General features: G+C 41.6%; 12 protein-coding genes and 2 tRNA genes. 10 read left to right on the forward strand and 4 right to left on the reverse strand.

Going from position 1 to position 16,051, the window contains the following annotated elements; translation table 11 throughout:
- The first annotated feature begins 268 nt into the window (after window positions 1–268).
- Window positions 269–937: a 7-cyano-7-deazaguanine synthase QueC gene (queC, locus tag ACFOHL_RS02895; protein ID WP_376918697.1), complete on the forward strand. Its 669-nt coding sequence runs from the start codon at window positions 269–271 to the stop codon at window positions 935–937.
- An 86-nt stretch (window positions 938–1,023) separates the two neighbouring features.
- Here the strand turns inward: queC and ACFOHL_RS02900 are convergent, their stop codons facing one another.
- From ACFOHL_RS02900 to ACFOHL_RS02910, 3 genes are all read right to left on the reverse strand, one after another.
- Window positions 1,024–1,953: a LysR family transcriptional regulator gene (locus ACFOHL_RS02900; protein WP_376918698.1), complete on the reverse strand. Its 930-nt coding sequence runs from the start codon at window positions 1,951–1,953 to the stop codon at window positions 1,024–1,026.
- A gap of 149 nt (window positions 1,954–2,102) precedes the next feature.
- Entirely contained in the window at window positions 2,103–4,124 is a 2,022-nt protein-coding gene (gene uvrB / locus ACFOHL_RS02905; protein WP_376918699.1) for an excinuclease ABC subunit UvrB, read from the reverse strand.
- A 19-nt stretch (window positions 4,125–4,143) separates the two neighbouring features.
- A complete protein-coding gene (locus ACFOHL_RS02910; protein ID WP_376918955.1) occupies window positions 4,144–5,493 on the reverse strand; it encodes an MATE family efflux transporter in 1,350 nt (449 codons plus the stop codon).
- Window positions 5,494–6,696: 1,203 nt separating this feature from the next.
- On the opposite strand from ACFOHL_RS02910, the gene ACFOHL_RS02915 reads away from it, so the two are divergent.
- The 9 genes from ACFOHL_RS02915 (at window position 6,697) to nth (ending at window position 13,162) form a co-directional block, all read left to right on the forward strand.
- A tRNA-Asn gene (locus ACFOHL_RS02915) sits at window positions 6,697–6,773 on the forward strand.
- A gap of 24 nt (window positions 6,774–6,797) precedes the next feature.
- A tRNA-Asn gene (locus ACFOHL_RS02920) sits at window positions 6,798–6,874 on the forward strand.
- A gap of 241 nt (window positions 6,875–7,115) precedes the next feature.
- Complete coding sequence (rsxA, locus tag ACFOHL_RS02925; RefSeq protein WP_376918700.1) at window positions 7,116–7,694, forward strand: electron transport complex subunit RsxA; 579 nt, start codon at window positions 7,116–7,118, stop codon at window positions 7,692–7,694.
- Window positions 7,691–8,260 carry an electron transport complex subunit RsxB gene (gene rsxB, locus ACFOHL_RS02930; protein ID WP_376918701.1) on the forward strand — a complete coding sequence of 190 codons (570 nt, stop codon included), beginning with the start codon at window positions 7,691–7,693 and terminating at the stop codon, window positions 8,258–8,260. The genes rsxA and rsxB overlap by 4 nt, the downstream gene beginning before the upstream one ends.
- An 8-nt stretch (window positions 8,261–8,268) precedes the next feature.
- Entirely contained in the window at window positions 8,269–10,020 is a 1,752-nt protein-coding gene (gene rsxC, locus ACFOHL_RS02935) for an electron transport complex subunit RsxC (protein WP_376918702.1), read from the forward strand.
- Window positions 10,013–11,092 carry an electron transport complex subunit RsxD gene (gene rsxD, locus ACFOHL_RS02940; protein ID WP_376918703.1) on the forward strand — a complete coding sequence of 360 codons (1,080 nt, stop codon included), beginning with the start codon at window positions 10,013–10,015 and terminating at the stop codon, window positions 11,090–11,092. The genes rsxC and rsxD overlap by 8 nt, the downstream gene beginning before the upstream one ends.
- Before the next feature lie 2 nt (window positions 11,093–11,094).
- Complete coding sequence (gene rsxG / locus ACFOHL_RS02945) at window positions 11,095–11,745, forward strand: electron transport complex subunit RsxG (protein WP_376918704.1); 651 nt, start codon at window positions 11,095–11,097, stop codon at window positions 11,743–11,745.
- 6 nt (window positions 11,746–11,751) lie between these two features.
- Window positions 11,752–12,450 (forward strand): electron transport complex subunit E, encoded by a 699-nt coding sequence (locus ACFOHL_RS02950; protein WP_376918705.1) that lies wholly within the window; start codon window positions 11,752–11,754, stop codon window positions 12,448–12,450.
- Window positions 12,451–12,469: 19 nt separating this feature from the next.
- The gene (gene nth / locus ACFOHL_RS02955; RefSeq protein ID WP_376918706.1) at window positions 12,470–13,162 is read left to right on the forward strand and encodes an endonuclease III; all 693 of its coding nucleotides are present in this window, start codon (window positions 12,470–12,472) and stop codon (window positions 13,160–13,162) included.
- A 771-nt stretch (window positions 13,163–13,933) separates the two neighbouring features.
- Here the strand turns inward: nth and ACFOHL_RS02960 are convergent.
- Window positions 13,934–16,042: a peptidase domain-containing ABC transporter gene (locus tag ACFOHL_RS02960; protein ID WP_376918707.1), complete on the reverse strand. Its 2,109-nt coding sequence runs from the start codon at window positions 16,040–16,042 to the stop codon at window positions 13,934–13,936.
- Window positions 16,043–16,051 lie beyond the last annotated feature (9 nt).

Below are 16,051 nucleotides of genomic sequence, written 5' to 3' on the forward strand. Positions count from 1 at the left end.
ATTTAGGTCAAAAACCAAGGTATGTCTAGGGTCTGTTGACCTCTAGTATAGTATACTTGATCGCTCTCCCTCTTTTGTCGCAAAACCGCTGCGAGTATATCCATATACGCTTTAATTTTTCATCCAAGAAAAATAAATTTTGCGACAAAAGAGAGAGAGCGATCAAGTATACTACCCCCGCGATGGGAAACAGATATTGGCTTGGGATTTTATCAGGGATAGCTTAAAATCCTGATATTATTTTTTGCTATTTTAGGTAAGGCGGTAAATGAGTGAAGTAACAAAGGCAAAAGTTGTCGTGATATTCTCTGGTGGCATGGATTCTTTCACCGTTTTACATAAAGCTTTGTCACAAGGCTACGAGGTGTACGCGGTATCTTTTAACTACGGTCAAAGGCATGACAAAGAACTGATATATGCAGCGAACGTTTGTAAGGAACTCAGTATTACCCACAAAATTGTTGATTTAACAAGCTTAAACCCACTTTTAGCTGGCTCTTCGTTGACAGACAATATAGATGTGCCAGAAGGACATTATGAAGAAACGTCAATGAAATCGACAGTGGTACCCAATCGCAACATGATTATGTTATCCATGGCTGTCGGTTATGCTGTCTCGATTTCAGCAGAAGCCGTATATTTTGGCGCACACTCTGGCGACCATGCTATCTACCCAGATTGCAGAACAGAATTCGTTGAAGCGATGAATGCTGTTTGTCAAATCGCCAATTACGCGCCTGTTGATATTCGTGCGCCCTACCTAAAAAATGACAAAATTGAAATACTAGCAGAAGGCTTATCAATGGGACTTGATTACCGAAAAACGTGGACATGTTACAACGGGAGAGACAAAGCCTGCGGAAAATGTGGTGCCTGCCAAGAGCGTTTAGAAGCTTTCGAGAAAAACAAGGCAGTTGACCCACTAGAGTATGAATAAATCATGGATGCCTTGTTGGCGCCCCATGGATGGATCAACGACAAGTTTGTTTTGTAAGTATCTACAATTAAAGCGGAATATAAGCTTTACTTTTGGCTCTCTGACACGAAGTATTCAATTTCTTTAATGCAATACCGAAGCACTGGGTTTAAGCGCGTGTTTTTTCCATTCATGACAAATAAGTCATGTGAAAACGGGAATAAGCTTCCCTTAGCGATCGGCACTAAACCGGTCGCAGCACCCTGCTCTTTCGCAATATAATCAGGCAATAATCCCACGTACTCCCCCGTCATCACGGCTGCCATACAGGCATCAAACGAATCAGAAAAGGTTTGAATAGATAAGCGCTTGTCATTAAATATGTAGTTGGAAGACGATAATCCAGAAATACCAATGGCAGGATAATCTTCGATATTAACATTGTCGGGCAGGCTGTCTGCTTCGCGAAATTTAGCTAATGGATGAGTAGGCGCACAATATAAACGCCCTACGCAACTCACGCCCACAGGGTGAAACATTACCGACTCTGGTTTCACCATATCGTACGTTGATAGCACCAAATGACACTCACCAGACAAAGCGACGTGCTCGACTTCGTTATACAAACGCGTCTGGATATTCACGTGAATGTCATCAAATTTTTTCATGGTGCTTTTAACGGCTTTACTTACCGCAAGTTGCATGGAAGTCGCCAAACCAGCCATCATTACAATGGTAATGTGACCAGAATAATCGTCATGCAAACTTTTTAAATTAAAGACAAAGTTGTCAAAAGCATTAAAAATCCGTTTAGTTTCTTGAAAAACTACTTCGCCTTCTTTTGTCATTTGAAAACCACCCCGTCCGCGGTGGCACAACACTAAGTCCAAGCGTTCCTCAAGCTTTTTAATCGCTGCGCTGATATTAGGTCGCTGCATTCTTAACACGGGTTCGGCAGCGGTGAAGCCATTGCAAGAAGCCACTGCATAAAATACCCGCAGTAACTTAATATCAGATTCTTGTAAGCGATTTAACATAACAATTCCTTCTAACTAGTGCACGTATGCCAAAATATATTTAAGCATAGAGAACCATCTCGAAATAGTTGTACACTTGTTTGGCATTATGTTTAGTTATCGTTTTATATAACTAAAACTTTACACCTTTTCGCTTAAATCGCCAAATTTTAAGACAATTTTACCACTTGATTACGCAGAGACTCGACTTCATCCCGCAATTTTGCTGCTTTTTCAAATTCTAAGTCTCGGGCATGTTCAAACATACGTTTTTCAAGTTTACTTATTTCAGCAACTAAGTCAGTGGCAGACATAGGTGAATAAGACGAAGATTTTTCAGCCACTTTACGCAGTTTGACTTGTCCTTGCCTTGCTTCACCTTCATTTTTATCACCTACGTCCATTATATCAGTGATTGGCTTAACCAAAGCTTGAGGCGTAATGTTGTTTTCTTTATTGAACAACATTTGTTTTTCTCTACGCCGAGCGGTTTCATCCATGGCTTTTTTCATCGATTTGGTGATGCGATCAGCATATAAAATAGCGCGTCCATTGAGGTGGCGAGCTGCCCTACCGATAGTTTGTATCAATGATTTCTCTGCGCGTAGAAAGCCTTCCTTGTCAGCATCTAGAATGGCTACCAGTGATACCTCTGGCATGTCCAAACCTTCTCTCAACAAGTTTATCCCGACAAGTACATCGAACTTCCCAATACGCAAATCCCGAATAATCTCGATTCGCTCAACGGTGTCAATATCAGAATGCAAATAGCGCACGCGTACATCATGCTCACTGAGATAATCAGTTAAGTCTTCCGCCATACGCTTGGTCAAAGTAGTGATCAAGACTCTCTCGTTCAGTGCAACTCGCTTGTTTATTTCGGACAAGACATCGTCTACTTGAGTATTTACTGGGCGCACTTCAATTTCAGGATCTAGCAATCCGGTTGGTCTAACAACCTGCTCGACAAATTCACCATCAGTCTTTTCTAATTCATAGTCCCCGGGTGTCGCCGAAACGTATATGGTTTGTGGTGAAATATGTTCAAACTCTTCAAACTTCAAAGGACGATTGTCCAGTGCAGAAGGCAATCTAAAGCCATACTCAACAAGTGTTTCTTTACGCGAGCGATCCCCCTTATACATTGCTCCAATCTGCGAGACTGTCACATGTGATTCATCAATAAACAAAAGCCCATCAGCCGGAAAATAGTCAATGAGAGTTGGCGGCGGCTCGCCAGGCGCTCTGCCAGAAAGGTAACGAGAGTAGTTTTCAATACCCGAACAATAACCTAGCTCCAACATCATCTCAACATCAAACTGAGTGCGCTGACTGATCCGTTGCTCTTCAAGTAATTTATGATTTTCTTTTAGCTGTTTTTGCCGCTTACTTAACTCCAGCTTGATGTGTTCGACTGCGTCAACTATTTTTTCCCTTGGGGTTACATAGTGCGTTTTAGGAAAAATCGTGGCTCGTACAACATTCTTTTCAATGGTGCCGGTCAGAGGGTCAAAAAAACTAATGCGCTCTATTTCTTCATCAAACAACTCGACCCTAACGGCTTGTTTTTCACTGTCGGCAGGAAAAATATCTATCACATCACCGCGCACCCTAAACGTACCGCGCTCAAACGCTAAGTCATTCCTTGAATATTGCAGTTCTGCGAGCCGACGAAGAATATCACGTTGATTCATGATATCGCCTTGACGAAGATGCAAAAGCATTTTCATATAGCTCTTAGGATCACCCAAGCCGTAGATAGCCGACACTGAAGCGACAATGACGACATCTCGCCGCTCCATCAAGGCTTTAGTCGCAGATAAACGCATTTGCTCAATGTGATCATTTATCGAGGCGTCTTTTTCTATAAACGTATCCGTACTCGGTACATAGGCTTCGGGCTGATAATAGTCATAGTAAGAGACAAAATACTCTACGGCATTTTTAGGAAAAAACTCCTTCATTTCCCCGTAAAGTTGCGCCGCTAAGGTTTTATTATGGGCGAGAATGAGGGTGGGCCGTTGAACCTCTGCAATAACATTTGCCATCGTAAACGTTTTTCCAGAACCGGTCACACCCAGTAGTGTTTGGCATGCTAACCCATCCTCTAAACCTTCTACTAAACTACTTATCGCCTTAGGTTGATCTCCCGCAGGAGAATATTTAGACGCTAATTCAAAACCTTTACTCATTTAAATTTTATGACCCAATTTAATTTGTCGCGGTGGAAACAATACCATCAACTCGATTTTTAACTAATATACGTTTGAACCACAGATAAGATACTACGGCAACTATAAAGTTCGCGATTACGCAAGCCCAAAACAAGCCCAATAAGCCAAACAACAAACTCCCCAAATATACGATTGGGATAAAACACATAAAAAGGCGGATGACACTCAATATAAGCGCGGAAAGTGGCAGATGCATAGCGTTAAATGAAGAGTTAGTTAAAATTACAATACCTTGAAAACCATAACCGAGCGGGACAATAAACAAAAACAATTCAATTTTATCTCGAACTAACTGCTCATCAGCAAATACAGCGGAAATATAAGGTGCAAAAGCAATGAGCAACAAGAACATTAAAAACTGCCATGCCATCACAGTTTTCATGCACAACATATATGCACTTTCGATTCGATGCCATTTATTAGCACCAAAATTCTGACTCAAAAATGGGGGGAGAGACATCGATAAAGCAAGCACAACGATGCAGGCTAATGATTCTAGACGACTACCCACACCCCAAGCCGCTACAGCTTCTGTGCCATAGCTAGCAACAATAGCAGTAATGATCGCCCCAGCAATGGGCGTTAGCATATTGGCGCCAGCCGCCGGTAAGCCAATTTTTAATACGCCAGACGATGCTTGTACAAAGTCCTCAAAGTTCAATAATTTAGCTTCTATTAGTTGCCGTTTGATAGCTAACAAATACAATATCCACACCACACACACCGCCCAAGCAACAGCTGTAGCTATCGCGGCTCCTTTTATCCCAAAAGCGGGTACAGGTCCAAAGCCAAATATAAGCAAGGGGTCTAGCAATGCATTAATGCCGCCACTCACTGCCATGATAACACTTGGCGTTTTAGTATCACCGTTAGCCCGCAATACGCTGTTACCCACCATAGGTAAAGCTAAAAATATGCCAGACAACAGCCAAATCCCCATATAATCGCGAATAAAGGGCATGGTTTCCTCGTTTGCCCCCATTGCCATGAATATTGGTTGCAGCAGCAAGAAACATAACAACGAGAGCAATGCCACCAATAAGACAGACAGTATTATAGCCCCAGTAGCGATAGATTTAGCGTGCTCTGTCTCCCCTCCTCCAAGGTATTTCGCAATGATTGCAGAGGTACCAATACCCAAGCCAATATTCAAACTTATAACGGTAAAAGTGACAGGAAATGTGAAACTGATCGCAGCAAGCTCTGTGGTGCCTAACATACTCACAAAAAACGTATCGACGACCGAAAAAGTCATCAGCATGATCATGGCCAATATCATTGGCATGGTCATATTTAATAGAGTTTTGGGGATATCTCCCTCAAGCATGTTGTTTACTTTAGATTTGTTCAAAGTATTTTTCTTCTTTTTTAGCGCTCATAGCAAACGGAAATTATATCCTAATAATTAGGGGCTGTTGACCTTTGGTGTGCAATTTTGCAGCGGTTTGTGCTTCATGTTTGAAACGCGGAGCGACCGTGGCATGGCTATTCTACTTGTAGGATTGAGATAACAATAGAAATAAAATACGAACTCGCCCTGTAGATTTTGTCCATCGCAAATCTTCGGTGCAACCTGACCAAGATTGCCTACATCATACTCGTACAGGAAATATCAACAAGTCCCTGAAACAGTTTTAGCAAATATGACAGTTTTGTGTATGAGTCGCAGGTTTCTTAGCGTTTGTAAGCTATTAGCTACGACAAAATACTGCCTACTACTTACATGTCAATAAACTGACTCCAAAATGGTATTTGTATGTCAAATTAATATATTTTTTATATATCAAAAAAAGTAACACACAGGGAAGATAAAATAAGCTAACCAGCAACTTTAAATTAGCAATTTCACTAATAAAAAACTTTATCTTATTGAAAAATAAAGAATTAATAGTTTTTAACACGAAATAAAATGAATTTGTTGTTGACAATATGCGTGTATTCAAAATCTGTCTCAAAAAAGTAATCAACATACTTATCCACAGGAAATGTTGATAACCTGCTGCGCCTTAATAATGACGCTATATCCAGCCGTTTTTGTTAAAATTTAGGTAAGTCTCTACTAACCTTTCACGTCTTTTTCTAATGTTACAAATTTATTAAACACTGTTCATGAATACAGTATTCAAACACTTTTTAATACTGAATTGTTATAGTGTAATGACTTTTTAATCCTTTGGTATTTTATAAAAAAGCTTGACAGCAAGCAGTAAAAACTAGGGTCTGTTGACCTTTGGTGTACAAGTTTTGTTCAATTATGGTCTATCTGATCGCGGCGCAGACTTGCAGGCCTAATGGCTTAAGTCAAAAGGCTGCAACAAGGAACAGCAGCTTCTAATAATTTCGGCCTACCGATTATTCACGTTGACGCCAAAAGGAGCAGTGAGAAAGCGCAATATCTTTTGAAAAAAAGGACATTGCTTATACTTTACGCACTTGAAGTCAAAATCGCCGGTATAAATACAAAAAACCAAAAAACCTTATTGACAGTGAGGAACTAGCTGATTAATATGCGCATCCGTTGAAAGTCAGGTCCCCCTTAGCTCAGTTGGTTAGAGCGACGGACTGTTAATCCGCAGGTCCCCCGTTCGAGTCGGGGAGGGGGAGCCAACTTTTAACACAATAAGTATCTGCTCCCCCTTAGCTCAGTTGGTTAGAGCGACGGACTGTTAATCCGCAGGTCCCCCGTTCGAGTCGGGGAGGGGGAGCCACTACTTCTATTCTGTATTTACTCTCCCTTATAGCTCTGTCAACGTCTTGCTTTTTAATACTGAGTGGTTTTCAGTCGAACATACATCCATACATTTTTGCGTAAATTAACTAGAGGCTGTTTATCAAAAACAATAATAACCTTAGGTTTTTCATGTTGTTTACCGCGCAGTAAAAGGCGATAATTGCTAGATTACGTTTCGCCTAAGTTTTTGCACCTTCTGTTTTGGTAAGTAAGCATATATGTCAGAATTATTACTACTACTCGTAGGTACGGTATTAGTTAACAACTTTGTATTGGTACAGTTTTTGGGGCTGTGTCCTTTTATGGGGGTTTCAGGCAAGCTTGAGACAGCTATGGGGATGTCACTTGCGACAACGTTTGTGCTGACTATTGCCTCCATGAGTAGCTACTTGGTTGAGTCATATATTTTGCAACCATTGAATATAGGCTACTTACGCACACTTAGTTTTATTCTTGTTATCGCCGTTGTGGTGCAGTTTACAGAAATGGTGGTGAGGAAAACCAGCCCAACCTTGTACCGCTTGCTCGGTATATTTTTGCCCTTAATTACTACCAACTGTGCCGTGCTCGGCGTCGCATTACTCAATACAACAAAGCAACATACCTTCGTAGAATCGATTGTCTACGGGTTTGGTGCTGCTATTGGCTTCTCTTTTGTATTGGTGTTATTTGCAGCCATGAGAGAACGCTTGGCTGCAGCGGATGTTCCGGCACCATTTAAAGGCGCATCTATCGCGATGATTACGGCTGGTTTGATGTCGCTAGCATTTATGGGCTTTGCAGGTTTAATTGGATGACTTTTACCTTTATTGCCATTCTCGCTTTTGCTTTACTCGCGCTCTGCTTTGGCTTGTTGCTTGGCTATGCGGCAATAAAGTTTAAGGTACAGAGTGATCCTTTAGTTGATCAAATCGACCAAATATTACCGCAAACGCAATGCGGTCAATGTGGTTATCCCGGATGCCGCCCATATGCAGAGGCTATTGCAAATGGTGATGAAATCAATAAATGTCCTCCGGGAGGAGATGCGACCATAAAAGAGCTAGCCGACTTGATGGGCGTAGACGCAAAACCTTTAGATGCTGCTCACGGTGTTGAAGATGTGAAAAAGGTCGCTTACATCCGAGAGGACGAATGCATTGGTTGTACAAAGTGCATCCAAGCTTGCCCAGTAGATGCGATAATTGGTGCCGCTAAGCACATGCATACAGTAATCATTGACGAGTGCACCGGTTGTGACTTATGTGTGGATCCCTGCCCTGTCGACTGCATAGATATGTTGCCGTTGACGCAAAGCACTGAGTCTTGGCAATGGCGTTTTGAAAAAATGACAGTGGGTGATATCCCCATTAAACAGGTTTAATATCAACGATGTTTGCAGATTTTGATCTTGTAATGGAACGGTTAGCAGCTAAACGACTTTGGGATTTTCCAGGTGGAGTGCATCCACTCGACCAAAAATCGTTATCAAACACCGAGAACATCGCTGACGCACCCTTACCCGAAAAGTTATTTATTCCCATCAAGCAGCACATCGGTGTGGACGCAGAACTAATAGTTAACATTGGCGACTACGTAAAAACCGGGCAGGCACTTACCCAAAGTCACAGTCCCTTTGCCGTACCAATACATGCTAGCAGCTCAGGAACCATTGTCGATATCACATCGCACGTCGCTGCACATGCCTCCGGTCTTGAGGAAACCACCGTCGTTATTGCCGTCGATGGTAAAGACAATGCGCTGAACTTTGAGCCCTTGCTAGACTACACCAAATGCGAAAAATCTGAATTGATTGAAGCAATTTGCCAAGCGGGTATAAGTGGCATGGGCGGAGCAGGTTTCCCTACTCACTTAAAGTCGAATAGCAATAAACCCGTTGAGTTTTTAATCATAAATGGTGTCGAATGCGAGCCCTATATCAGTGCCGATGATCGCCTGATGAGAGAACACGCTTGGCAAATAAGACAAGGCATTGACGTTTTGGTTTATTTGTTGTCTCCCAAACAAGTTATTGTGGCGATTGAGGACAATAAACCCGAAGCCTTGGAGACAATGTCCATTGCATGCCAGCAACAGGATAATTACCAAGTTGTCAGCATACCCACTAAATACCCTGCAGGCGGCGAAAAACAACTAATTCAGGTGCTAACGTCCAGAGAAGTCCCATCAAATGGCTTACCTATTGATGTAGGTTGTCTAATGTACAACGTAGGTACCTGCTATGCCGTTGCAGATGCAATAATGGAAGGTAAACCACTTACTAAGCGCGTAGTTACCCTTACTGGCAATGCTCTGACCAAACCACAAAATTATTGGGCATACATTGGTACCCCAGTAGCAGATTTACTTGCGCTGGCTGGATACTCCCCTGAAAAACAAGCTTACCCCAAAGTACTAATGGGCGGCCCAATGATGGGTTTTACCTTAAGTAGCGTAAAAATACCTATCGTAAAAACAACAAATTGTATATTAGCACCTGCAGACGACGAACTGCCATCTCTTGAAGATGAGCGAGCCTGCATTCGCTGCTCTGCCTGTGCCGATGCATGCCCAGTATCCTTACTACCACAGCAAATGTTCTGGTACAGCAAAGCGAAAGAGTATGAAAAGGCAGAAGAGTACAACTTATTTGATTGTATTGAATGCGGCGCATGTGCTTACGTATGTCCGAGTGAAATCCCGCTTGTCCATTATTACCGCATAGCGAAATCAGACATAAAACAACAAAAAGTGGACAAGGAAAAAGCGGAAAAAGCAAGAATTCGCTTCGAAGCAAGAAAAACGCGCCTATTAAAAGAGAAAAAAGCGCGTGACGAAAAGCACCGCTTAGCCGCTCAAGCAAGGCAACAAGCCATGAAGTCTGACAGTAGTGCAAAAGACAAAATAGCGGCAGCACTAGCGCGAGCCAAAGCAAAAAAAGCGGCGGTAACAAACAAAGCTTCATCCACTTCCGAGAAACCCATTTCTCAAACGAATGAACTATCAAATGCTGCGGACAAGCCAACCGAGCCCAAAGCAGACAATACTAATGCAAAAGATGACAAAAAAGCCAAAATAGCCGCAGCAATTGCAAGAGCAAAAGCCAAAAAAGCGCAGCAACAGGAAAAAAACAAACATGAGTAAACTAAATGTAGCGAGCTCGCCGCATCATCATAACAGGCGCGACACCGGCGTTGTGATGCGTATAGTTATGCTTGCTTGTGTGCCTGGCATATTAGCGCAAACTTGGTTTTTTGGTTTTGGTATACTCATACAAATTGTGATTTGCGTACTCAGTGCTGTTTTAGCCGAAAGTGTCATTGTCGAACTGAGAAAAAAGAACACTGAGCGCGTTGTCAAAGATTATAGCGCGGCACTTACTGGCTTACTCTTAGCAATTTGTTTGCCTCCACTAGCGCCTTGGTGGATTGCAGTGATTGGTAGTAGCTTTGCCATTGTGATTGTTAAACAGCTCTACGGCGGCTTAGGTTATAATCTGTTTAATCCTGCCATGGCTGCATACGTGATGCTGCTCATTTCTTTTCCAGTAGAAATGACATCTTGGCTGCCCCCTACTAGTTTAAGTGAACAAAACTACTCACTTTGGGACGCTATCCACACCGTTTTTACCGGATTCACAGCAAATGGATATAGTGTAGACCAGCTGCGTTCAGGCATTGACGGTGTCACGATGGCCACACCACTCGATCATGTTAGAACTCAATTACAGCAGTCATACACTGTACAAGAAGCAATGTCGGCAAACATATTTAGTGGTAGTAACGGTGTAGCTTGGGCACCTGTCGCTTTAGCCTACGCCATTGGTGGACTTATCTTAATAAAAGCAAAGATAATAAACTGGCATATACCCGTCAGTATGATTGTCGGCGGATTACTGGCTGCTTTAGTTTTGTATAGTATCGACAGTTCAGTTTATGCTTCCCCGTGGTTTCATTTAGTAAATGGCAGTCTAATTTTTGGTGCATTTTTCATCGCAACTGATCCTGTATCAGCGTCCACTACCAACAAAGGCCGTCTAATTTTTGGTGCATTAATCGGAATATGGACAATACTAATACGCACTTGGGGTAACTACCCAGACGCCATCGCCTTCGCAGTTATATTGATGAATATGGCTGTACCTTTGATTGACTATTACACGCGTCCTCGTACTTATGGTCACCGCGTAAAAACAAGGGCAAATTCGGGTAAGTAAGCATGATAAAAAAAATAGGAAACAAGGGGCTCATTCTCGCCGCTTTTGCCATTGTCACCACCAGTGCAATTGCTTTCACTTTTGCTATGACGAATGACAAAATAGAAAACGCAAAACAACAGCAGTTACTCATGACATTGAACCAGTTAGTACCTGCATCAAGTCACAACAATTTATTGCACGATGATTGTGTTGTTATCTCTCCCGACCCTCTCTTAAACAATGAAGGTCAGCGAGCATATCGAGCACGTATGGAAGGACAGAATGTTGCCGTATTGATAGAAACCACCGCAGCGGATGGTTACAGTGGAGACATAGATATACTCGTCGCAATAGATGACGAACAAACGGTATTAGGGGCGCGTGTACTTAACCACAAAGAAACGCCTGGCCTGGGTGATAAAATAGACTTGCGCATAAGTGACTGGATTTTGAGCTTTAGTGGTCAAAAATACAGCCAAGACACGCACGCTAGATGGGCGGTGAAAAAGGATGGAGGGCAGTTTGATCAATTCACTGGTGCCACAATTACACCTCGCGCTGTGGTAAAAGCAGTGGCAAAAGCAGCTGAATACACCAATAATAACATTGAATTTTTGTTTAACACTCCCTCAAACTGCTACGATGCGAACACAAATGGCAGGAGTGAGTAAAATAGTATGGCACAATTAAAATCACTGCTTGTTGAAGGTCTGTGGAAAAACAACCCAGCTATCGTACAGCTACTTGGTCTATGCCCTCTCCTTGCCGTTACTGGCACATTTATTAACGGCTTGGGTTTGGGCATTGCCACCACCTTGGTTCTCTTGGGCTCAAATATAACCGTATCGCTAGTCCGGAATGTCGTACCCAACGAAATTAGGATCCCCATATTTGTTATGGTTATTGCTGCTTTTGTTACGGTCACCGAATTATTGATGCATGCCTTTACTTACGAACTATATCTTAGTTTGGGCATTTTTATTCCTTTAATTGTGACCAATTGTGCCATCATTGGTCGTGCAGAAGCCTACGCCTCTAAAAATGCAGTGCAGTTTGCCGCTTTTGATGGACTGATGATGGGGCTGGGCTTTACCATTGTGCTGGTAATATTAGGTGGGATGAGAGAAATTCTTGGCCTCGGTACTCTGTTTTCTGGTGCAGACTTATTATTCGGAGAAAGCGCAAAAGCTTTTACCATTACGGTTTTTAACACCGAAAGTAAATTTTTGCTAGCGATACTACCACCAGGTGCCTTCATCGGTATGGGACTATTAATTGCAGCGAAAAACCTTGTTGACAAAGTAGTCGAACAACGAAGTCTCCAAGGTGCAAATAAAGTGGTTACCCGCGCGCGCGTGACCGGTACAGATTTATAATAATCCCCAGAAAAACAGAATGAAAAAGCCAGTATCAAAGCAAGAAAAAGTCCAAGCAATTATAGAAATTCTTGAAGAGCTTTACCCTGAGACTCCTGTGCCTTTGGATCACAAAGATCCCTATACATTGCTAGTTGCCGTGCTTTTATCAGCACAATGTACCGATGAACGTGTCAACCAAATTACCCCTCTTCTCTTTGAGCGAGCAAATAACCCTTATGATATGGTTAAATTGACGATTGATGAAATCAAAGCAATAATTAAACCCTGCGGCTTATCCCCGATGAAGTCTAAAGGCATTTGGCATCTATCTGAGATGATTATTAAACAACACGATGGGCAAGTTCCGGCAGATTTTAAAGCACTAGAAGCCATGCCCGCAGTGGGTCATAAAACAGCATCTGTTGTGATGGCGCAGGCTTTCAATATACCGGCCTTTCCAGTAGACACCCATATACATCGACTTATGTATAGATGGGGGCTATCAAATGGAAAAAGTGTAGAACAGACCGAAAAAGATGCAAAACGCATTTTCCCAAAAGAAAAATGGAATAAGCTACATTTGCAAATCATTTTTTACGGACGCGAATACTGCCCTGCCAGAGGCTTTTCTTTGGATAAATGTATTATCACCCGACAATACGGACGGCGTAGTTTTATTAATGACGTATTAAAAGCACAAAATAAAAAGAGTAGTAAAACTAGGGTCTGAAATCAAAATAAATAATTACCGACACCGATATTTCATATGTAGCTGAGATTAAACCACATATCTCGCACCAAGTAATTCAATGCGTAATCAGTTATTAGCCGACTAAATGGCCAATTTCCCTTCAAAAAACTCACCTTATCAGTTAGGCCGATGTAACAATAGCTTAGGTAAGATTGCAAAAAAAATGACCGCATTAAGCGGTCATTTAGAGAATCAAATCTAGCAACTACTTGCTATCGCTTGTCTCTCCACAATTGACTTCCACCAGTAACTTGCTTTTGAGTTTGAGTATTAACTTTTTTCATTGTGTACAGCTCCGTCTAATAGATCTTAATGAGAGTAATTTTTAATAGCTTAATGTTATTTGTTTTCTCTAAGAATGCGTTTTCTTAGGAAGCAAATCGATATATTCGTTTGTGGAACACAAAATTAAATGCATCGCTTATTTGCTTCAATACAAAGGTATAAAATAAACTACGTATGATCCATACTTTTTTTTAAAAAAACAGAATAAATATAAAAAACAACAATTCTATTCCAATAACGAATAATAATTGATTGCATTTTAACCATTAGTGCATAAATTAAAGCCTGCGCGTCAAAAAGCGTAGTAAATTCTATACGGTAGTATTGATAAAGCTAACAATGGTAATGAGTGGGAATTCGAACTTTGCTGGAAAAACTTAAAAAATATCTACGACAACTTAAGTATGCTGAACTCGGGATTTAGGGCGCTGCTGGACGGTGTTGCTTATCCCGAGTTTAGCTTAACTAAGCTAAAGCGATTTCGCGGTCGGCAGTGGCAATGGTTTCTTTACGATGGGCTACGCTTATACGCGTAATGTTCATTTCATTCAGAGTGGCGACCACCTTTTTTTCCATCGCATGATCAAGCGCAGATGTTGCTTCGTCCATGAACAGTATCGATGGGTTGGCATACAGGGCACGGGCAATCAAAATACGCTGAACCTGTCCACCACTCAGTGAAGTGCTGTGACTGCCTGCCACTACCGTATGAAACTGCATTGGGAAATGCATAATTTCATCATAAACATGCGCTTTTTTTGCAGCCTCATAAACCCGTTCTTCATCAATTACGGTATCGGCAAAGGCAATGTTCATAAACAACGTGCCAGAAATCAAGCCCTCTTGCTGGCTAATAATAGCAACATGCTTTCGGTAATGTTGTTTGCCTATTGAATGAAGGGGTACATTGTCGATCAATATGTCTCCCTGTGTAGGCTCAATAACACCTGCTAGCAGTTTAATAAGCGTCGTCTTGCCCACACCAGAAGGGCCAGTGATGACTACATGCTCTCCATCTTCAATATCTATATTCAGATTTTCAAATAGAGGGCTTCGCGCACCATCGTGCACGTATGTTAACTGTCGAGTACTGACACGGCCATTTATCTTTTGTTTAATAGCACCATCACCCAACATATTGGCCTCAACATCTTCCACTTCAATATCTGACAATCGATCTAAATCAACCTTCAAAATTTTAAAACTTAAGATATTGTCAACCAATGATTTGCTTTGGGTGGAGAAGATTTCTCTGTAAGCAATAAACGCGAATAGCATACCGAGTGTAATTTCCTGTTGTATTACCGCTAATGCACCGATATACAAAATAATCAAACGCTCTACTTGCCCAAGTAATTCATTACTCGCGGTATACCAAAGCTTTAGTTTCATTTGTACCACACTGGCATTCATTTTCTTTACATAAAATGCTTTCCATTGTTGGTATCTCGCCCCTTCTCTCCCATAAAGCTTTACCGCGAGCATATTGCTTATGGTTTCAAAAAATGTGTGCGACTCTTTCACACTTTCAGTAAAAAATGTGCCTGCAAACAACACCTCTTGACGGACTAGATACGTTCTAAGCCCCCAATAAAATAAAAAGAATCCCCCTGAGATTAAGGCTAAAACAGGCATGTATATAAACATGACTATGATAGTGACTATAGACATCAAGCCATCGATGAAGCCATCTACCAACTGCTCAGTAAAACTCTCCTTTAGCTGGTCTAAAACGCGAAATTTGGTATTGATATCTGCAATGTTTCTAGATTCGAAATAACTGATAGGCAGTCTGACTAAGCGTTGAAAAAAATAAGATGAAAAACTGGCGTGCCAATGATAACCAATGACAATAGACGCCCATCCTCTAAACATTCTCACTACAAAAATAAAAAGCGTTAAGCCAATACCACCAAATATGACTGGCAATAAATACTGGTTTTCACTCACGCCGACAAAATCATCTATAACCACCTGACTCACAAGAGGGATGGTCATTACCATCAATTGCGCAACAAAAGTTAAAACAATTAAATTTAGTAGTCCTTTTGCTAAGCCCTTTGATCGAAAAAATAACTCGCGAAACGTTAACAAAGAGCGCGCTTTTTCGTTCGCTAGCTCCCACGTCGTTTTTGCTGCATTGAAAGCCTCAGCTTGAGCAATCTCGATCATCATTGCATATCCAGTGAAGTGCTTAGCTACCTCTTCTTCTGTCATCAAGATTTTGCCTACGGCAGGATCGTGAATAGTGTACTTTTTCCCATTAATTTTGCTCAGTACAACAAAATGAGACAAGTCCCAGTGTAAGACAGCGGGTAGTGTAAGCTCTGGCATATGCTCCATACCCAGCTCATAGACATCCCCGATTAAGCCCTCGTTCTCACAGATACTGGATAAGTCTGCGATTGACATTCCCTCTTTTCCAAAACGGTATTTACTGCGCAATTGATGTAAAGACACGTCCAAACCATGATGTTGAAAACACATGGTTAGGGATGCTAAGCCACATTCTGACATTTCATTTTGCAAGACAACCGGTGTTTTTTTGCGGTGGCTAAAAAAAGAGATATCCATTTATTTGCA

The organism is Agaribacter flavus (assembly GCF_042646125.1).
In the GTDB taxonomy this organism is placed as follows: domain Bacteria; phylum Pseudomonadota; class Gammaproteobacteria; order Enterobacterales; family Alteromonadaceae; genus Glaciecola; species Glaciecola flavus.